The following is a 20,826-nucleotide window of genomic DNA, read 5'->3' as shown; positions in this document are numbered from 1 at the left end:
TATTCATTTTTGAAGTACCTTCCTATATATTCTTTTTTTAAAGACCTCACGACTTGCCAACAGCGATTGAACTTTTGGCATGATTTCCTTCCTCCAGTTCTAAAACCTTGTTTTAGATTCCTTTATTTATAATACGAAAATATTAACAGTTAAATCGAATGCTATGGCTGCAACAGGAAACAATTATATCGATTTCGTTTCAGAATTAATTTACGGTGATTTGGGAGCCGGGGAATTGGGAGCAGTAGCCCCTATAGGAGCAAAAAACCATATCCATTGGACACGAGATAATATTCCTTCATCAGGTGCTACCGCGGTAACTGGTGATGCCTTTCTTGAGCATCACCTAGATTATATGCTAAGCTTATACGAATCATGGCGAAGTAAATATTTCCTTCCTCCGGTGAGACCATGGGATGGACAAAGCAGTATGGAAGGCGAGCAATCGGCTACAGTTCCTGGAGCCGGCCCCTTACCTGGAAATACAGATGCATTGGGAACGAGTATTCGACTATATTACAACACCAATTATCGTAGCCTAATTACAGAAGAGATGGCTGATGAAGTAAAGGCGCCCTATAGTTACCGATATTGGGCATTTGTAAAATGGGCAAGCGATTTAAGAAAACGAGTTTTGGGGCAACCGGTAATACATGTTCACAAGGTTTTTGATAGAAATGGTACGATACTTTCTGAAAAAGATTTCACCGATATTTTTCATCAGGTGCATCATGTTTGGCATCCTAATGGACCAATAGGTGGAGGCTGGACAACTGCAACACCTTTCTTCAATACGAGTGTAGGTCAGCACCAAGGAAAAAAGGAAATAAGCCGTACCCAAGTGGGTGCGGAATTCTTCACTTTTCATAGGGATCATTTGGAGTTATTTGATCGCTGGTTAAAAAGCACAGGTCAGGATGTAATACAAGACATAAATACATGTGCCCACGATACCGATCCCAATGACCCACCTCCTGCCGGAGTGCAATCTGATTACTCAGGTTATCCACATATTGAAGATTGGAGCGATAATCCACCGGATGTTATCTTTAACGATATTCATACGACTTATTGGGAAAGTGATGTGGATGAGTTTAGTAATATCGGTGAAATGGGTCAACGTTTTGCCACAGACTTTAATCAGTTTCCTACTATAAATGTACCGGGAGTTTCGGATACCGGTTATCATGGAACAGGGCATGTACTTAATGCTGATCTAGCGCCACCAGTTGATAATAATCATTCGCCTCGTTTTTTTGCATGGCACGGTTTTAATGATAGTGTTTGGCGTAAAAGAGAGCCTAGATTTGAGACTTTTAAATTGGTGCAATCAGACAATTCAGATTTTCCACAGCCAAATACATTGACCATTTTAAGAGATCTTAATGCATCACTTGATACTGTTGAACCAAGCTTGGGTGTTGCCGCTATTGATATTACAAACGGTCAAGGGGCAATAAGAATTGAATTGAATGTAGAACCAGACCCTTTTGGTCGCACTTTAGAATTGGAATTAAAATGTGAGGTTTTTCGCGGAGCACTAGGTAGTACTGCCGTAATAGCATTAACACGAAATCTAACAATAATTCCAGTGGGTGTTCCATCGGGGAATCAACGTTTGGCGAACATCGATTTTTTTGAAGATTTTGATTTTGACGGAACGGCCGGAACCGAGGATACAGATTTTGATGGGCCTTTTAAATCAGATAATTTACTTTTTGTACCTACTCCAGTTGGTTTTAAAAATCACACTATCCGAATTAGCGGTTATCTAACTTGTACTTCGAAGCCAGATGGTACTGTGCCCACTGTAACTGGAACAATTTCAAGTGCCGGTTTAAATGTAACCGGTGTTGGGTCAGCATTCTCTTCCGATTTAAGACAGGGTGATTTAATTCGTAGTAACGGACAGGTAAGGATGATTACTAGTATAAGCAACAATACCAGCTTAATTTTACTTGAACCTTTTAGCCCGGATTTACCCGCCGGATCCACCTATGAACGATTGGACGGTTTTGATCATAAATCGGAAGTAGAGATCTCGTTAATTCAGGAAAAATCGGCACCTGATATCACAACTTATTTGGATCTAAGTACTTTTAGTATTGAGCAGGTGGCCGCTGTAGGAACCACCGTTTTCGACGATGCATTTTATGTTGTCTTACAAGATCAAACTACTAGACCGTATTTAATTACATGGCCCGCAGATGTAGAGCCTGCCCTGTACGGCTTAATTGCTCCTCCATTATATTCAGCTGGTCTTTACACAGATTTGGCACATCGTCCTACCATTGAGTTGCGGGATGCTATAACGGATGCAGTGATACCGGGCGTGGAGGTGCTGGTTACCTCCTTACAACCGGAAGACCCGGGATTACATCCTACATTTCAGCAACGGGTCACTTGTCCTTGCCAGGTTACATTTACCGGGCAGGATGCGTTTGCCGGCTTAATTGCAGCAGGCGATTTCACTATGGTAAAGGTAGTGGTTACTGCAACAGACCGTTGTGGAAATCAAGTAGTTGATGATAGTATTCAAATCAGATTACAGTTTAATCCAAATCCATATATGTTGGATGGTCCTAAGCATTGGTTAAGCACCGATACAAGGGTATTTCAAATTCCAGAAGGGCAGGCTCGTTTTGGGGTTCCAGCCGGATGGACAGATCCAAATACATTTATTCAACAAGTAATTTCTAATTTTAGAACAGGGAACGGCACTGCAGGAGGGGAAACCTTCGATGGTTTGGAGGCTGATCAAGGAGATGCCAAATTGGAGTATTCTACTAGCATAGGTGGCGTTAATATTTATAATTTTGCTTTGGCACAAGTGCATTTACAGAGTGCGGTTCCTCTTGATGATCTTCGGGTAACATTCAGGTTCTTTCGTTGGGGAGTGGCAAATGTAGAGTTTAACAATACACTGGCATATCGCTCAGATGCATCAACCATTGGTTTGCTCGGGAAAACCACGTCTAACGAGTTGGCATCCATTCCGTTTTTTGCGGAACCTCGGGTGGCAACCACTGTGGATATGGGCACACAGATCGATCCTTTCAACTTATTTGATTTCGCCCCTACCGGAGGAACGGAAGCGCTAAGTTATTTTGGTGCTTATCTGGATATAAATCAGACAACGCCACGCTTTCCGCAGACGTACACGGGTGATGGACCCTTTATTGGCGCTTTGCAGAGCATTCGGGATTTATTGGAAGATCATCACCAGTGTATGGTAGTTGAATTGCTACATCCTTCAGATCCCACTATAAATGGATCTACACCTGGCAATTCAGATAATCTATCCCAGCGAAACTTGCTGATCGTTCAAACAGCAAACCCCGGTTCGGAAATAACCAGGACTGTACAACATGCTTTTAATATTGATTTAACAAGGAGTATAAAAAGACCACAAAAAGATCTTCCTCCAATAATAGATCCAATTCATTTGCATCATTCCCATAGTGTTGACGGGCACGGTCTGTCCGTGGCTGACACTGATAATCATGAAAATCACGATAAGGGCAATATACTATTGAACAATAGTTTATCACCAATAAAAATCAATCGAGCTCGACCCATAGTGGATGGGAACCACCATAATGGCGACTTGAAATCGGAAGTATTACATCTTGAGGAAAGTTGGTTGGCGCAATCTCCTGGATTGCTAAAGCGCTTTAAGGATAAGTTGCATGCCAAGCATGAAGCAATGGAAAGGTGGACCTTTAGTATTGACAAATGGAAACCCACAACAGGACTGGATGAGTTGGCAATTTTTTGGAATAACCTTCCCAAAACCTCAGAAGTTGAACTCTACCTACCAGGGGTGAATGTCGAGGAAATATTCAATTTCAGAAGCCTAAGACACGCACCCTCTACGGTAAAAATAGTTGATTCACATACCTTAAGACTTTTCCCCACAGGGACTACATATTTGCCAATTGCTCCATTCTGGGGTGATAATATATCGGGCTTGATAAAAGTAAAATTACCGGCCGGTATAAAAAAAGGACAACGTTTTAAAGTTGATATTTTGCAAATGCGTGCAGATGAAGCACGTACCTTAGGTGGGTTTCAGCTAAATATTCAAGTGGAAAAAGCGTTAGAAATTCTAGATGCCGATCTTCGCATACTTGAATTGTTTCACAAGCGGCTTAGTGTGAAAAAAGCGGACGATAGATGGTATCCTATAGTTGCCAGACAAGTTGAATTTGCAAGAAAACGTGCCAAAGATATGGTAGCTTTGGCAAATGAGGAGAACCCGGATATGGATCCATTAGAATGGAAGGACCCCACAGAATTTAAGAAGGGTAAAAAAGTGAGGGTCGTAATAGAGAAAATTCAAATCACAGATGATAGGGAACCTTTCTTTAAAGGCAAAGGTGAGTTTCGTTTTTTTGCCAAAGTATATACGCCGAACAACGGCGGCATATTAACAAAAAACATATTTCCTTTAAAGGGGCACTACCATTTAAGTGATATCAAAGGGTCGAATGAAATTATTCTCAATGCCGCCATATTTGAAAATTGGGTTGAGGACAAATTAAGGATCCAGATCGGCGGCGTAGAGTTGGACACCTTTGATCCGGATGATCATCTTCTTAATTATAAGCAAGAATATGACGGAAATCCAGTGTCATGGTTTAAAAATTATTCACCTTCAGGAGACCCCATTGATTCGATGGATATGGATGGATGGAAACTATGGTATCGAATTGAACAGGCTGGATAGCAATTAAGTCTTTTGGAAAAATATCTTGTAGGTTGGGATTTGAACCTATTAAACTTATATGTCAATCTGTACTATACTGTCTTGCGTGGAGCATGTCTCTACCCACCCGAGGGGAAACTTTGCTTGGATCGAATAAAAATGGAAGGTCTGGTAGGCTTTTTATTTTTGAGCAGGTTGGTGCCCTGGTGTATTGGCCAATACACTTTCTTTGACATTAGATTTGTCCTAAAAAGTGTAAGGTTATAATATGTTCTATAATGTTTTGCGTTATGTAACTTGAGCTTTGGTAAAAGCGAAAGATGCTACTTCAATTTCCTGAAAAAATTTCTTCTCAAAAGATTCTTCTTCAATGTGAATGGAACACTTTTTATGCGACCCAAGGTAGGAGGGGAGTGTAATGTGTGTGGAATGCTATTATTTAGACAAATTTTATTCCATTACGGAATTCCGCAAAGAAGTAATTGACTCTTATCTTACATTTACATAGATTAATTGATAAATGTTAATAACTAGTTCAAAACTAATTGTTTATGAAAACTAAAACAGTGTATTCAAAGTGTATATTTGTGTATGTATACAAATTTATCAGATAAAGAAGTAGAAGCGGTAAAGCTTATTCGGAATTTCCTTTTACATCAAGGTAGAACACCGAGTGTTCGTGAGCTTATGAAAGGACTGAATTACAAATCACCTCGATCTGCTTCAGTTCTTTTTAATTTACTAGAAGAAAAAGATATTCTGAAAAAGAAATCTGATGGTAGTTTTCAAATGGTTGATTTTGAAATTCTTGAAGAGTTTGGAGCAAGAGCCCAAACTGTGAAAATTCCATTATTAGGAAATGTTGCTTGTGGAATTCCAATTTTTGCTGATGAGAATATTGAGGCAGAAATCTCAATTTCTATTGAAATGATAAAAAAAGGATATAAATATTTTTTATTAAGAGCTAAAGGAGATTCTATGGATAAAGCAGGTATTAATAATGGTGATTTATTATTAATAAGACAGCAACAAGATGCGGAAAACGGAGATAGAATATTAGCTTTAATTGATGATGAAGCCACTGTTAAAGAATATAATAAGAGTAACGGAATGGTTATTCTAAAACCAAAATCAAATAACCAAATACATCAACCAATAATACTTACGGATAATTTTAGAATTCAAGGTGTTATTGAGAATGTGATAAAAATATAATTATGGCAAATAATATACAAGAAGCGTTTATAGAATTTCATTCAAAAATAAAGCTAGATTTTGAAAATAATCAGTTACTTGTTGATAAACGAGATATTATTATTGATGAAATAAGAGTTTACCTGAAAAAGAAGGCTGAGGATGAAGGTGTTAAAATTAGTTTCACTTTTGAAAATCAAGGTAGTTACTCAATGAGTACAGGGATTGAACCATTAGTAGGTGAAGACTATGACATTGATATTATGCTACTTTTTAATATAGCAAAAGAAGATTATACTGCAAAAGAAGTAAAACAATGGGTTTATAATGCTTTAAATAAATATCCTCGTACAGTTTCAATAAAAAAACCTTGTGTAAGAGTACAATATCATCAATCTGGAGAAACGCTTTATCATGTTGATTTAGCGGTATATTCTAATGGTAATAATGATGATAACAAATATTTATCCAAAAAACCAAAATATGCAAGTGATAATGAAGAATGGGAAGATGCTCAACCTAAAGAGCTAAAAAAACTTGTAAATGGAAAATTTACTGTAACTGACGAAAGGCATCAGTTTAAAAGATGTATTCGTTACTTAAAAAGATGGAAAGATTTCAAATTTAAGTATACTGAAGCTGGAAGACCTACAGGAATAAGTATTACCGCATTAGCTTTGAATGGTTTTTCGCCTGAACTAGATTATAATGGATTTACAAATACTTATAAGGCAAATGATATAAAGGCTCTTAGAAATTTTGTTGATTATATATTAAGTCAATTTACGTGGGCAAATGACATTGAAGTAAGGTTACCGGTCAAACCTTACAATAATCTTTTTGAAAAAATGAAAGATATTCAAAAAGAAAATTTTAAGGAAAAATTAAATGATTTAAAACATAAGTTGAATGAGGCAGATAACGAGACTGATCCTAATAAGGCAAGTAAAATTTTAATAAAGGTTTTTGGTAATGATTTCCCTGAAATAACTAAAAAAGAATCTGCTCAAGTTAGAACTGCGCCAGCAATTGTTAGTTCTCCAGACCAAGCATAGAGGTTGGATACTAGAGAATTGTTAAATATCGTCAAATCCCTTAAGGGTTTTACTTTCTTGAAGGAGCTAAAAAAAGATGAATTTCCATCAAAAAAATGGAATCTTGATTACGGATTTAGTGGGAATGTTGAAATTAATGGTATTAAAACTACCATAATAATAGCATTTAATGAACATTACCCATATAAAAAGCCAATCTTCTTTCTTAAAGACTATGATGCATTAGATTTTATTCCTCATGTGGAAAATGATGGGTATATATGTTACACTGACGATAATATTATACTTAATTCTCAAGTTCCGAATGAAATTTTAGAGCAAACAACACTCCTGGTTTTAGATACTTTAAAAAAAGGAAACAATAAAGTTAATATTAACGATTTTTTTGAGGAATTTGAAGATTACTGGAATCGAAATCATGCACAATTTGATACTACACTAATTTCATCGTTTAGACCAACTGAAGAAGTTCAATTAATAAGAAGAGCAAAAATCGGTGGAAAAATAATTATTGGCCTTGATGATAATGCAATTGTTGAAACAGCCATAAGGTTTAAAACTTCTCGAAGACCAAATAAGGCTTTATTTAGGAACTGTATTTATATACCTCTTGAGAATCCATTATTGCCTCCAAACTATAATGATTTTTGGGAATCAGAGGAGCTAAAATCTAAAATATTTGAGAATGTAAGTGCTGAAAATCGAAAAAAATTAAGCGAAATACTTGATAAGTATCACAAAATAAAAAAGGAAGAATTAATAGTCATATCACAACCAAAGAGTAATGGATTAGTTCTTTATGGTGTGATTTATAAAGGATTAAATGAAGATAACCATCCTTTAGTTATGGATGCAAGCTTTAATATAAAACCTGTTGATATAATTAGACTTGAAAAAGAAATTATTCAACCAAGAGGAGGAGGAGATACAACCTTAAACGAAAAGAAGATTTTACTAATTGGTTGTGGGTCTGTTGGAAGTATTTTGGCTCCAGAATTAATAAAGTTTGGAATAGGTAATATTACTATAGTTGATAACGATTTTATTTCTACAGATAATATCTATAGACATCAATTGGGCCTTAATTTTTTAAGTAAAAACAAGGCTATTGCTATGTCTAAGTTTCTTGAAGAAAACTACCCATACACTACCATTAAACCAATAGATAATTCTATAGAAAATTCAGTCACAAATAGTATTATTGATCTGCAAGATTATGATTTGATAGTAAGTGCAACGGGAAGTCCAAACACAAACTTTTATCTAAATAATTATCTTTTTAAAAACACTATTAATACACCAATAATCTATTGTTGGAATGAACCATATGGTATAGGTGGACACAGTTTATTGGTTCAAAACAGAAGTAGTTGCTATAATTGTCTTTATGATGAAAATTTAGTCAATAAAGGTTCTTTTTGTTTACCAGGTCAGCATTTTTCTAAAAAAATCGCTGGATGTTCTAGTTCATTTGTTCCTTTTAGCTCATTAGATAGTCATAAAACTGCTGTTTTAACTCTAGACTTGGTCAAGAACTTCCTTAATAATAATATCCATAATAATCCTTATTTATCATGGAAAGGAGACAATCAAGATTTTATTAATGCTGGTTTTATGACATCGAAAAGATACGATTTATCAAATAATGAGCTAATTAAATCACGATATGAATATATTGATAATACATGTTCTATATGCAGTATAAAATAGACAATATGGTATTTTCAATATCTAAAAGTAGAAGGCTTAAAATTGACAAAATTCCAATGGAAAACATGTTAAGCTATGCACAAGATTCAATTGACAAAAAAGAAGCTGGAGGAGTAGTTTTAGGAAGATTTATTAAGGATTCAAACGACATAGTTATCGATATAAATACATTTCCTATGAAAGGAGATATTAGAACACGAACTAGGTTTAAAAGAGGTAAAAGAAATCATCAAAAGATAATAGATAAAATTTGGATGGAATCTGAAGGAACTTGTAATTATTTAGGTGAATGGCATACACATCCTGAAGAAAATCCAACTCCATCAACAACCGATATAAATAGTTGGAAAAAAATTTTAAAGAATGATGTTTACACCAGTAAGAACTTGTATTTTATAATAATCGGAACAAAATCAATTGGAGTTTGGGAAGGAAGCTCAAAAACATTAGAAATTAAAAAAATCAATCAATATGAGCGATAGGAAAAGTATACCTGAACATATTAAAGTTAAGATTTGGTCTGATTCAGCTGGAAGATGTCAATTTGATGGTTGTAATAAACCATTGTGGTATAATGGTTTAACTTTTGCAGATGGGAATTTTTCCGAACTTGCTCATATAATTGGTGCGAAGAGTGATGGACCTAGAGGAAATAATGATTCTTTGAAGCTACAAATTGATCCTACAAACATTATGCTATTATGTAGAGAATGTCACAAATTAGTTGATGACAAATTGAATAAGTCAAAATATAGTGCTGATGTTTTAATTTCAATGAAAAAAAAACATGAGGAAAGAGTAAGGTTTTTATTAGGCATACCAAGAAATCAAACAACGATTATAACCTATAGTTGTAAAATAAAAGATCGTTTTATAACCTTAGATACTGAAAGTATCTATAATGCAATCTTACCTTATTATCCAGATGATCATCATGACTATTGGTTAAGTATCAATAACAAAGTTTTTAATCCGTTATATGATTGGAAATCTGCAACTGCAGAAATTGATTATTTATGTAATAAAATAGAGAGTAAAAATATTAATAGTACACTTTATAAATTATCCATTTTTGGAATTGGTCCTATGCCATTATTATTTTATTTAGGTTATAAATTGGGCGATACAATAAGCGGTGAAGTTTATCATGCCAGAAGAGAAAATATACCTGAAGAAAGATTTAATTGGAATGAAGAAGGAAATCCTCAAAAGTTAAATTTTTCTACTAGTTTGGTAAAAAAAACAAGTACAAAAAATGTTCTTATAACATTAGCTATTAGTGATTATATAGAAAAAGACAAATATGAACCTATAATAGACGAATCTTTTAGTGTTTATAATCTTTCTATTGATAAGCCAAATCCTTCATGCATTACAAGAAAATCCGATTTAGTTTCTTTTGGTTATAAATTTAGAGAGTTATTAAATTTGGTACAGAAAAATCATGGGAAAGATTGTGAAATTCATTTAATTCCGGCTGTTCCTGCTAGCATTGCTATTTCAGCTGGTAGAATTATTTTGCCTACAAAAGATCCTGAAATTAACCTTTATGAATATCTAAATGGTAGCCCTGAAAATGTAATAACAATTAATAAAAAATGAGGGGAGAAATATTAGCTGCAACGGATAGGAGGAGAGTAGCTGGCCTTCATTATATAATCTATTATGACAGAATTAAAGCGGATGAATTTTTAGGACCTATAATTACAACATCAGGAAATTACCCACAAAATATTCCAATGCTAGATGAACATTTCACTGAATTTGATGCTGATGGGAATGCTTATCAAATAACAAATAATAATTCATATATGGTACCAGCGAAGCTTATTAAACTTGAATCTTGGGGTCCTTTCACTAAAGTTGGTTCACTTACAAATCTAGGAATTAGGTTTATTGAAAGAATAATAGGTGATTTAGAACCAATTGTTTGGGAGAATGCAATCAGAAGAGCATCTCGATAGTTATAACATTATGTAAAATAGAATCTCGATATTTAACTTGGCCTCATAAAATTTTGGTAAAACAATTGGTAAGGGGAGTGGTGGCGAGGAAGAAAATGCGGGCCGGCGATGGGGTGAATTTGTGGCTTAACACAAAGAGCCATTGCCCTGGGCTTTGAGTTAGGGCGTGAAACGCACCGTGGCAGCGCCACAAGACACAAAGAGAAGGTGGAAGCATATTTTCTTCTTGATTTTTTGTTTCTTTTTTATCAAGAAAAAAGATAGAAATAAAAGATTAAAGGTTCCAGTGCTGAATTTCCATTTTACATAATATTAAAAGCACTTAAAGTTAAGCTTGAACCTTAGGATGGTGGTAGCAAGTGCTAAGAATTTTGCTCATAGGGAAAATATTAGTTTTTGCGGAAGGCTAACGAACAGTTTGTGAAATTTTTTAACTTAAATTTCGAATTTAAACTATTGGTTTCAATCAAGAACGAAAAGTTGAGCTTTTAATGGCGTGTGCCAAGCCGCTGAGAATTGAGTAAAAAATAATGCGCCACATAGCGTATTGATTTTTTTAAACAATAAGCGTTGGCGCGCGGCTATTTTGCATAACGGCAAATTATAGAAACAAATGAATTATTTCGCTATGCGTAGCATACCGTTTATAGATTCATGACCCGGGTTATAATTCGCTTAAATAATAAAATGTTCTGGGATATTTTACATAATGCAATTATAGCTAACGAATATGAACAAACTTTCCTGTAAAACGGCTTTGATATAATTGTTGACGATATAGAACACTGGCGTGTCGCTATATCTACAATTATATCAAATACACGGTATGCGCCGTTTTACGCTACAAGTACATTTGTTCTATAATTTTATTTATGTTTAACAGGTGTAATATTCTCATCGCGGAGTGAAGTTTATTATCTGCGTTTTACCAAAACATCCCTAGCCCCATTCAACTCTTCCAACTTAACCAATAGTTTCTCGCGGATTCCCAATGTAAATTTGCGATATACAAATACAAATTGTACTTGCTGGCCTTTTGGAACCATTAGCGGCACCTTATACTGATAAATAGGCGAAAGGAGTAGTTCCTGGTAGGAAGCCTTTCGTTTTTTGTTGCCGTTTATTTTATAAAGGTTCAAGGTGTTGATTTCGAAATCAATTTGGGAATCGTTATCAATTTCAAAGACCACATAGACCTCGTTAAGATAATAGATACTTTTCGTCATGCGAATAGTGACTCCATCCTTATATTTTATCTGATCAAAAGGCCTGGGATTTCGAAGCAATTGAGAACACAGCTTGGGATAGTCCAAAGCTTTATCTGAGTTTGGGATGGTGTCCAAATCAATCGAAGACAATTCCTGATGTGGCAATATAGTGGGGCCCGTCCTTTCATTGCCTATACTCTCGGATCCGGCAATAAAATAATTGAGCCTTTCCAATTTTTGGGAATACCGTAGCAGATAGGAATAGATCCCACCGTCCTGGGTTACTACCAAAAGATTACTTTCCTCGCCGGGAGTGGCCTGTAGCAGCCCAAAGTACTGTGCTTTTTCCCTATTGAAGCTAAAGGCGAAATTGGAGGCCCCTGTAACTCCCTGTCGAATGGGACCTGGAAAGAACAGGGATACCGTCTTTTGTTCATTTGCATAAATGGTGTCGATGACTTTTCCATTTTGCGCCTCTAAAGTGGCCATAATGATCAGAAGACCGAGCAAGGGTATCAATTTTTTCATAAGAATGTAAGTTTATTGCCCCATAGGAGCTTTTAAAATGAGTTTATAATTGTTGAGCACGGCCACTTTTGTTCTTCTATTGGTCCGTTGGAAAACTTTTTTGATACCGCTTACCTGGGGCACACCGACGATATTGATATCGTCCAGGACATCATCCACGACCTCGTTTGCCACTTCGCCCCGAAAACTGTTCTCCACATAAATGCCCTCCAGTCCGTCCTGTAGATCGAAGGCCTTGAGCTCAACAGGAATGTGATTTATATTATCAATTTTAAGGAGTGTCCGGTTGGGCTTAAAGCTGACAATGCCATAGATCAAAGTATTCTTAGGAATTTTTGTATTGCCCAATTGTACTTCTTGCAGTAGTCGCAGCTGCAGCCGGCTGTATGCCCGTACCACTTGACTGCCATCCACTTCTACTTTAACAACAGGGGGATCGAGAGCAAGGGATATAGGATTTGATTTTGGATCCGCAGCAAAAAAGAGCTGGTGCTCCAACGCCAATTCCTTAGTAGAAATAGGTAGCTCAGCTTCAAGTTCAATAGTATCCTTCTCTATGGGTGCAACCACCTTAGCTTTTTTGGTTTCCACTTTCCGGTACCTGCTTTCTGAATAGTCGATCCGCCCTTGGCTGTAGATGCTATCAACGATACGTTGTTTATCCCTGTCCAAAAAATCGGGATCATATAGCCCGGTAGAATCCAAAAACCTTTCATCATATACGCTGGGTGCATTTTTCACGCGTTCTTCTGGGATATTGTCTACAGCTTCCAGTTTGGATTTGTACTCATTTTGTTGTTCTTCCAATTGGGGTACTTCGGTCTGTTCCAAAGATTCCTCCGTTTCGTCGCCATTGTTTATGACCAACATGGTATATCCCCCAATGAACAGTACAATGACCAATATTACCGAACCAAACACGATCTTGTTCTTTTCAATTTTCATCCTGTATTTTTTTTAAGGAGTTCTCGAAATAGTTGGTGATCAGAAGCCCGTGGGTGTTTTTAGGGAAGTTGCGGTCCACATGGATCAAATTGCCCGTTGTCACCAATTCATAGGTGTCCGTTACCTTGCCCCGATTGATCTCGAATAGGGTAGTGGTACGAAAGGTGTAGGGTTCTTGGGACAGTTCTATTTTGGATTCGATCTGGAGTACCTTCTGCACCAAGGAATACTGCAATAATCTATTATATACCCCATCCGATTTTTTCTGTCTGTATAGGGCATCCACAGAACTGTTGCCCAACCAAAGAGCCTTCTCCAAGTTCTTTTCATAGTTGGTGGGGTCTATGTTGTAGAAATAGGTGTGGAACAATTCTAAATGGGACAAAACTTCCACTCCCAGATTCTCCTTTTGGGCAACCAATTTTAAGGGTATCACGTTCCCATCGGTATTGACCATAAACGCCTTGTTGACCGTTTCCCTATGCAGTTTTATGACCACGCATATGGAAACAATGCAAGTCATTGTTGCGCCTATGACTACGGACAAAACGATAAAACGATTTTGGTTCAGGATGCGGTAAATATTTTTATAAGGTGTTTTCATCAGTGGTTTTTTATAATTTATATACCGCTAAATAGTTTCAACGTAAACGAGATGGCCCTGCGGTACAATTTGAATTTTAAGAACACAATAAATCCTATGGACCCCAATTGTATTACAGGAGCAAAAAATTGGCTCCCCCAGTCCGTTCCGAACAGACTGGACCAAAAGTTGGTGTTCAGCTCGGTATATAGATAGTTGACAAATACATTTACCAAGAAAAATGCCGGCACCAACATATAAACCCCTGCATAGAGCTTAAAGAAATTGTATGCCAATGACCTAAACTTTTCGAATACGGCTAGGCTGATGATCAATGGAAAAAAGGCCTGCATTATCCCCAAGAGAAAGAAACGTTCTGCCAAAAACAAAGGATAGATGAACAGGTCCATCAACCAAAGAAACAATCCAATTATGAACGCCAAAATCTTTAGGCCGAACAAGGGTGTCACCAAAGCCTCATATAAAAGTGCCATAGCCTTTTTTGCTGCTTCGATCGCCCCCACATCCTGTTCTATGTCAATTTCCTGCATCTGCAAGGGAAGTAGGGCAGGGGCCGTGTCCCTATATTGAGACTCAACGGCCACCAAAATTGAGTCGAAAACCCCCAGCACCTGAGTGGAAAAAATGACAATAATGATTACCGTAAAATTCTTGGCCAGTTCGGCAGGGGTCAGTCCCCAGGTGTAACCTTCATTATTGGCCACGCCTTCATTGTATTTTTTTAGAATATTGATCAGAAAGAACAGTACCGCAAGGGTCTTCATTCCCGTAATGGTGTACCGTGAGAATTCACTGTTCTTAATGGCTTGAAAAACAGTGTCCACATATTCCAGACCGATACCTAAAAAAATGTCCGACATTAATACTTGGCTTCTCGGTTATTGATCTTGTCCTGCATTTCCCTAAAGGCGATTATTTCTCGATAACGGCGTGTTTTGGCCTCTATTTCGGCCACCATTTCCTTGGATTGCATTTCCTTTTCCTTGAGGATGGCAGCCCGTTCGGCATCGGTCATTCTCAGGTTGTCACTGGATAGTACCTCTTCTATATAATCCATCCCAGACAAAGAGTTTTCTATAATATCGTTGAAGGAATCCGAGATACGGGTAACCTCTTCAGGTTTTATATAGGGGGAGTTGAAAATCTCCCTCAAGTCGTCCTGTACGAAATCGAACAGGCGTTGGTTGCTAATGGCGAGTTCCTTTACAGCCTTTAGTTGTTTGATCACATCGTTGACCTTGTCCACGTTTTCTTTCTGTTGTTTTAGAAATTTGACGGTCTTTAACAATTGTGAGGTCTGTTTTCCCGATTCCAGAAGGGATTTCATAAAGGAAATGAAATTGGTATTGTCGTAAACCGGCACGCCTTGGGCCGTGGCACGGCCGGGCATTAATATGACCATAGTCAGGGCAATGACCATGGTAAGTACGCTTTTCTTAAAGGTTTGTTTCTCATTTGTTTTACTCACGGCGAACCTATTGCCGAAGTACTCGTGAATTTTTTTTGAAAATTTCATACTTTCTTGTTTTTTGGGTTAATAAATTCGATTATAGCCTTCTCCATATTATTGGTCTTTTCATATATCCGCATTATGCGGGCGTTTTCTTCGCCATCCGTTAAATAGGCGGCATAGACTTCAGGGGGTACCTCCAACCTGAAAATGTTACTTTCCTTCCCAATCTTGATAAACATTTCGGTGTACTTGCGTGGCCCGGAAAGGTTGTTCTTGATGGATTTCAATTGGTTCAGGTCGTGGCTGGACAGGTTCAGCCTGTTCTTCAGTTCCCCATAGCCCTTTTCGTTGTTGAGGCTATAAATGACTTGAGTATTTTCTAGTATACTCGCTGAAGTAGAATTGTTGGGCAATTGGTTGATGGATTGCAGGATAATTCCAATGGCCCCGTTTTGTTTTCGGATGGCTTGATAGTAGAATTCGACGCTCTCCAGAACATTGTCGAATTTCAGCTGTTTGGCAAACTCATCGAACAAAATGATACCCTTTTCCGCTCGGTTTTTCCAAATGGTGCGTTGGATGGCGGACTTGATAAGTTTCAACATTACCGAAAGGATTTCCTTATTGTCCTTTACTTCATCCAATTCAAAAACGATCAAACGTTTGTCCTCTATCTTAAAGGTCTGGTCCTCGCTGACCTCGAACAGGAAGCTGTACAGTCCATTGCCAACATATTCGGACATAATGTGGAGGAAGCCCGGAATATTGAAGTAATCGGCTTGAATTTTAAGCTGGTCCAACAAGCTCTTCTGATGCTCCTCTATAAAATGATAGAAGCTGTCCAAGGAATGATTCTCCTTGACCACCTGATAATAGTACAGCAGAATCTTTTTAATGGATACCGACTGGGCCTTGGTTGCTTTCAGCTCCGAGGCCAACAATTCAAAAAGAAATACCGAAAGGTCCTCCAATCGCTCCGGGGTAAGGTCTTCAGGATTGTGAACATAAAACGGATTGATGCCCAGGTTCTTGCCACTCTCATATCTCAGTACGGTATATTGTTCGGGATAAAGCTTCGCAAACTTAGTGTAGGACCCTCCAAGGTCGATGATGACCAGCCGGACGCCGGCTTCGAAATACTGGCGGAGTATATTATTGGCCAGGAATGACTTGCCTTCTCCCGTTGGGGCGAAAATGGCGAAATTCCGTGCTTTGATTCGTTTTTTCCTTTCATCCCAGACATCCTTTAGTACAGGGATATTGTGTTCACGGTCGTTGAAAATGATTCCTGTAGCATCCGATTTGTAGTTGCTATTGTTTATGTACAGGCAGATGGCATGTTTCAGGTCGGTCACGTAAAGATCCTCGTCCGAGAAATTGGGGGAGAAACAGAAATAACTATTGAGGATATAATTTTTACGTTCCTCCCCCCGGGGGTAATAGGGGACAATATCAAGCTCCTTGAATTCGGTCCTTATTTTTGAACCTATTTTTGCAAGGCCCTTGGCTTGGGGATCCCAAAAGATGACATTGAGATGGCCACGGATGATGCGCGAGCTGTCATCATTATTGATCTGGTCAAGGATCTGTTGGGCCTTTGCCAGTGTTACTTTGTTCTGGGAACCAAAATTGGAGCTTTTTTTAAGTTCTTCGATCTTCTTGTCCAACAACTTGCGCCATTTATGTTTATCGTCCAGGTAGATGATCTGGTTTACGATATGGTTTTCGTTCAACGCTAGTCCGATTCCATCGATAAACCCCTGATGGAACACAAAATCGTCCGAGGTAAATCGTTCATTGGTCTTGCTGCTCTGGACATTCTCTCCAAAGCAAAGCTCACTATTTAGGGCCAAAACATCAAAACAGTTTTCGCCAATGGAAATCTTGGACCGGTCCAAAAGGATGTCGGTATCAAAACCCTCGTTGAACCCGTTGAAATAATTGTCGGTTATGGATAGGATTTCTTTTTCTGCCAAAGGGACAAACTGCATTTTTCGACTGTTGTTGATAAAGGAAACGGAGTCGTTTACGGAGTCCATGAAACTTTTAATTTGATCGTCCAGCTCCTGAGGAATCCCTTGTGCAACCTTTCGGAATGGATTCGCATATTTGGCATTGTTCAATGCCTTGTTCTTGGTAAGGATAAAAAACACAAAACATCTATGTTCTATATAATCACGTCCTTTGAAATGCTTATGTGTAGCCTTGGCAAGAAAGGTGGTATTGGGCAAATTTTCAGAAGTGTATTGTTTCTTTAAATAAATATCCTGTTTATGGATCACGCATCCGATGGGCAACGATTTGATGGCCTGGAACCAGCACCCATGGATATCCTCAAAATCCTTCTCCGAAAGGGAATGAATCTCCGGCAAGGAACCGTCATAACATAGGATTACATTGCCATTATTGGCAAAGACCATGTTGGATCGTATATCCGCAATTGGATGGTGTGCCGAAAGATTAATCTTGTCCATAGCTAAGTAATGACGATTTTTTATTGCTGATGATTTTTGGGAATACCCCCCAAAGGGTAATTTGTTGGGGGTTATTTGTAATCTTGATCAAGGCTATATAAAGAGCAGCATTGAATACCAATACACCCATGATCATTGCAAGACTGAACGAGAAAATGATGACCATTAAAGAGCTGACCACGCAAATCATTTGTAGAGCAAAAAATGAGATGGATAGGCCGAATATCACGGCCTGTTTTCTGATGTTGCGATATACCTCGAACCTTTTCATTAAACGACTATTCCAATTAGGTACGTAAAGATGCCGACCACTGCCCCTGCGATAAGAACAAAGACTAGAACTCGAGTGATTCCTTTTTTAAGATCTGAGTTTTCTCCGAAGAAATGGCCGGCGTTGAATAAGAACCCTATGAGAAAAATGACACCTAGGATAATGGGGAAGATTGTCCTGATGGTATCCGAAACATCATTGACGGAGTCTTCTATTCCGCCGATTTGCGCAAATATTGACCCTGTCGTCATAAGTAAGAGTAAAAGAGTTTTAAGTGGTTTATTCATGACTGTTCGTTTTTGTGCTCCCCTAATAATGTAGGAAAGACCGATTGATGAATTATTCGTTATGGAATTTCTAAAGGATGGTAGAAATCGATGGGAATCGAATAAATTTTAACAGTCGAAAACGTTAAAATTTCACGGATTAGAGATGATTTAGGGAAAACGATGAAAATTGTGCAACACGCACTTTAAAAATTGAATAAAATGAAACGCTTTTGGATAGTTTGCCTTTGGATTGGATTTTCGTTGTTTTGCAATCTCATATTGGCGCAGGAAAATAGACGACAAATAGTAGTCTTAGATCCTGGACATGGGGGAGTGGATTCCGGAGCAGTTGGAATTAATGCACTAAAAGAAAAGGATATTGTTCTGCAGGTTGCGAAAGAGGCAATACGTTTGAACAGGAAACTGTTTGGAAACACCCTAGATATCTATTTGACCAGATATAATGATACTTTAATTTCTTTGGGTGATAGGGCCAAATTGGTGAAAGTATTGCAACCTGATGTTTTTATTTCTATTCATTGCAATCAAGCAGCAAGGAAGGCAGCACAAGGAATTGAGGTCTATGTGCAGCAACCCAATACTACCATGATCTCAGAACTACAATCCGTATCCGAAAACTTGTCAGAAGCCATCTTATTAGAATTCGATCAGGCTTTGGGGTTTAAAATTAGGGGAATGAAATATGCTAATTTTCAAGTACTCAGAGAAACCCAAGACTTCTGTCCTGGGGTACTTTTGGAGGTGGGTTTTTTGTCTAATATGGAAGAGGCGGAGCATAGTAGGAAAGAGGAGAGTGTTATGGGGTATGCGATGGTTATTTTGAATGCAATATTTAATTATTTAAAGGGATGAAAGAGCTGTTTGTGGCAATCATGGAGAGTTTGATAAGGCTATTGAAAATGATGTATTGTGAAGTGATAGATGCCATTGGAGATAGGAAATCTTAATAATTTACAGAAGGTAAAACAACATGCTCCTTAGCCTCAACCAAAATAGAGATGGGAAGGTTTTTCAAATATTTTTCAGTTATCCTAAAGGAGTAAGGGCCCAAGCCTTTACTGATTACCTTTATAGGTATTTCCAAATATTTCGGTTAATATAGATAAATTATGAAGTAAGATAGAGGATTAATTTCCACTTCGGTCCTGGCCTCCTCGGCAATAGCTTTAGGATATCCGTACATCCTTCCTAGATGAGGGTATTTTTCATAACTCCTTATTACACCTTCTAAATCCTATAGTTTTTCAAAAACCTTAAATGTGGAAGAAAAGTAAGAAAAAGCATCGCAGTACGTACCATTTGATAGGAAACCCAATTGGCTAACACTTTGAAAATACCCGCTCTATGACTTAAAGTATCTGATGTAACTTCGTTACACTGGCTTATAACTTTTTCAAAGTCAGCCTTAAGATTTTCGGCAAATTCTTCGGAGTGAATTTCTACGTTCATTTCAATACTGCCATAGCAACTAAGACTGTTCAGGTTAAATGAGCCGATGGTAGACCATTTATTATCAACTACTGTCGCTTTACCATGCACAACGGATTTGTTCCATTCATAGATCCTCATATGATGAATTAGAAAGGACGAATACAAGTGTTCGGTTGCCCTACGTACCAAAGGTACATCGCTAATGCCAGCTAGGATCACCGTTGTTTTTATGCCTTTTTTACACGCTTTTTTCAATGCCTTTGCCATAATGCTACCAGGCAAGAAATACGAGCCTACGATTACTATTTCTTTTTCAGCATGAATTAAGGCATTTGTGTAGGCATCACAGACTTCTGTTTTACGATGTAGCCAGTCGTTTTGTAAAATTCCCACAAGTGCGCTACCGGCCGAATGTAACACAGGTGGTATTTTTTTGAAGCTTCCTTTTTTGAAAAAGTAATCGCTGCATAGCTTTTGCAGATTACTGGCTGCCGGGCAGTTGAGCTGAACAGCATAGTCCAACCAAGGCTCCGAAGCTACTGTTCCGTGGTATTTATCGGCAATATTTATTCCACCGATCAATGCTACTTTTTCATCGGCGACAACTATTTTATGGTGCATTCGTCTTCCGATATAAAAATTATTCAAAGAGAATAAAGGCGAAAAAAAACGAAGTAAAACTCCATGCTGTATCAAATCCTCAACAAAACTATTGGGTAATGCAGCACTACCATAGGCATCCAATAAGACGTATACCTTTACTTTTCGTTTAGCAGCTTCTTTCAAACAGGCGGCTATGCTGTTTCCAGTTTCATCGTTTTCAAAAATGTAAGTCTGTAAATGGATTTCCTTTTCGGACTTATCTATAATTTCCTTTAACCGTACAAAATAGTCTTCTCCCGAATGGACCAACTCAATATATTTAGTATTGTCGACAGAATTTAAAAATGCCGTTTTACTATGTCTTTTTGTTGTTGATTTATGGTCCATT

At 37.7% G+C, this 20,826-nt stretch carries 17 protein-coding genes; 8 read left to right on the top strand and 9 right to left on the bottom strand.

The features are described 5' to 3' along the window. Positions 1-163 precede the first annotated feature (163 nt). The 7 genes from LV92_RS15255 (at position 164) to LV92_RS15225 (ending at position 10,631) form a co-directional block, all read left to right on the top strand. Positions 164-4,729, top strand: coding sequence for a hypothetical protein (locus LV92_RS15255; RefSeq protein ID WP_111624465.1), 4,566 nt, complete (start codon positions 164-166; stop codon positions 4,727-4,729). A 570-nt stretch (positions 4,730-5,299) separates the two neighbouring features. Continuing rightward, a complete protein-coding gene (gene lexA / locus LV92_RS15250) occupies positions 5,300-5,923 on the top strand; it encodes a transcriptional repressor LexA (RefSeq protein ID WP_111624464.1) in 624 nt (207 codons plus the stop codon). A gap of 2 nt (positions 5,924-5,925) precedes the next feature. Continuing rightward, positions 5,926-6,957, top strand: a complete 1,032-nt coding sequence (locus LV92_RS15245) for a nucleotidyltransferase domain-containing protein (protein ID WP_111624463.1) — start codon at positions 5,926-5,928, stop codon at positions 6,955-6,957. Positions 6,958-6,960: 3 nt separating this feature from the next. Then, on the top strand, positions 6,961-8,667 hold the full coding sequence (locus tag LV92_RS15240; protein ID WP_111624462.1) for a ThiF family adenylyltransferase: 1,707 nt from the start codon (positions 6,961-6,963) through the stop codon (positions 8,665-8,667). Further along, positions 8,652-9,149 carry a Mov34/MPN/PAD-1 family protein gene (locus LV92_RS15235; RefSeq protein ID WP_211322995.1) on the top strand — a complete coding sequence of 166 codons (498 nt, stop codon included), beginning with the start codon at positions 8,652-8,654 and terminating at the stop codon, positions 9,147-9,149. Before LV92_RS15240 ends, LV92_RS15235 begins: the two co-directional genes overlap by 16 nt. After that, positions 9,139-10,269: an SAVED domain-containing protein gene (locus tag LV92_RS15230; protein ID WP_111624461.1), complete on the top strand. Its 1,131-nt coding sequence runs from the start codon at positions 9,139-9,141 to the stop codon at positions 10,267-10,269. The genes LV92_RS15235 and LV92_RS15230 overlap by 11 nt, the downstream gene beginning before the upstream one ends. Beyond that, a complete protein-coding gene (locus LV92_RS15225) occupies positions 10,266-10,631 on the top strand; it encodes a hypothetical protein (RefSeq protein WP_111624460.1) in 366 nt (121 codons plus the stop codon). The genes LV92_RS15230 and LV92_RS15225 overlap by 4 nt, the downstream gene beginning before the upstream one ends. A 914-nt stretch (positions 10,632-11,545) precedes the next feature. Here LV92_RS15225 and LV92_RS15220 read toward each other — a convergent pair. The 8 genes from LV92_RS15220 to LV92_RS22015 all read right to left on the bottom strand — a co-directional run bounded on the left by LV92_RS15220 (position 11,546) and on the right by LV92_RS22015 (position 18,401). Next, entirely contained in the window at positions 11,546-12,367 is an 822-nt protein-coding gene (locus LV92_RS15220) for a DUF4138 domain-containing protein (RefSeq protein ID WP_111624459.1), read from the bottom strand. Positions 12,368-12,379: 12 nt separating this feature from the next. Beyond that, positions 12,380-13,312, bottom strand: coding sequence for a conjugative transposon protein TraM (traM, locus tag LV92_RS15215; protein ID WP_111624458.1), 933 nt, complete (start codon positions 13,310-13,312; stop codon positions 12,380-12,382). Beyond that, entirely contained in the window at positions 13,302-13,916 is a 615-nt protein-coding gene (locus tag LV92_RS15210; protein WP_111624457.1) for a conjugal transfer protein TraK, read from the bottom strand. The genes traM and LV92_RS15210 overlap by 11 nt, the downstream gene beginning before the upstream one ends. Before the next feature lie 17 nt (positions 13,917-13,933). Next, positions 13,934-14,776 carry a hypothetical protein gene (locus tag LV92_RS15205; protein WP_111624456.1) on the bottom strand — a complete coding sequence of 281 codons (843 nt, stop codon included), beginning with the start codon at positions 14,774-14,776 and terminating at the stop codon, positions 13,934-13,936. Continuing rightward, on the bottom strand, positions 14,776-15,336 hold the full coding sequence (locus LV92_RS15200) for a conjugal transfer protein (protein WP_111624535.1): 561 nt from the start codon (positions 15,334-15,336) through the stop codon (positions 14,776-14,778). The genes LV92_RS15205 and LV92_RS15200 overlap by 1 nt, the downstream gene beginning before the upstream one ends. Positions 15,337-15,428: 92 nt before the next feature. Beyond that, entirely contained in the window at positions 15,429-17,843 is a 2,415-nt protein-coding gene (locus tag LV92_RS15195; RefSeq protein ID WP_111624455.1) for a TraG family conjugative transposon ATPase, read from the bottom strand. Continuing rightward, positions 17,830-18,114 (bottom strand): hypothetical protein, encoded by a 285-nt coding sequence (locus LV92_RS15190; RefSeq protein WP_111624454.1) that lies wholly within the window; start codon positions 18,112-18,114, stop codon positions 17,830-17,832. Before LV92_RS15190 ends, LV92_RS15195 begins: the two co-directional genes overlap by 14 nt. Then, a complete protein-coding gene (locus LV92_RS22015; RefSeq protein WP_111624453.1) occupies positions 18,114-18,401 on the bottom strand; it encodes a hypothetical protein in 288 nt (95 codons plus the stop codon). Before LV92_RS22015 ends, LV92_RS15190 begins: the two co-directional genes overlap by 1 nt. Positions 18,402-18,602: 201 nt before the next feature. Between LV92_RS22015 and LV92_RS15180 the strand changes: the two genes are divergently transcribed. Further along, positions 18,603-19,256: an N-acetylmuramoyl-L-alanine amidase family protein gene (locus LV92_RS15180; RefSeq protein ID WP_111624452.1), complete on the top strand. Its 654-nt coding sequence runs from the start codon at positions 18,603-18,605 to the stop codon at positions 19,254-19,256. A 375-nt stretch (positions 19,257-19,631) separates the two neighbouring features. Here the strand turns inward: LV92_RS15180 and LV92_RS15175 are convergent, their stop codons facing one another. Then, positions 19,632-20,825 (bottom strand): phospholipase D-like domain-containing protein, encoded by a 1,194-nt coding sequence (locus tag LV92_RS15175; RefSeq protein ID WP_111624451.1) that lies wholly within the window; start codon positions 20,823-20,825, stop codon positions 19,632-19,634. Between the last annotated feature and the right edge of the window lies 1 nt (position 20,826).

This window comes from Arenibacter echinorum (genome assembly GCF_003259375.1).
Taxonomy (GTDB): Bacteria; Bacteroidota; Bacteroidia; order Flavobacteriales; family Flavobacteriaceae; genus Arenibacter; species Arenibacter echinorum.
This window is presented reverse-complemented; position numbering and strand designations above follow the sequence as displayed.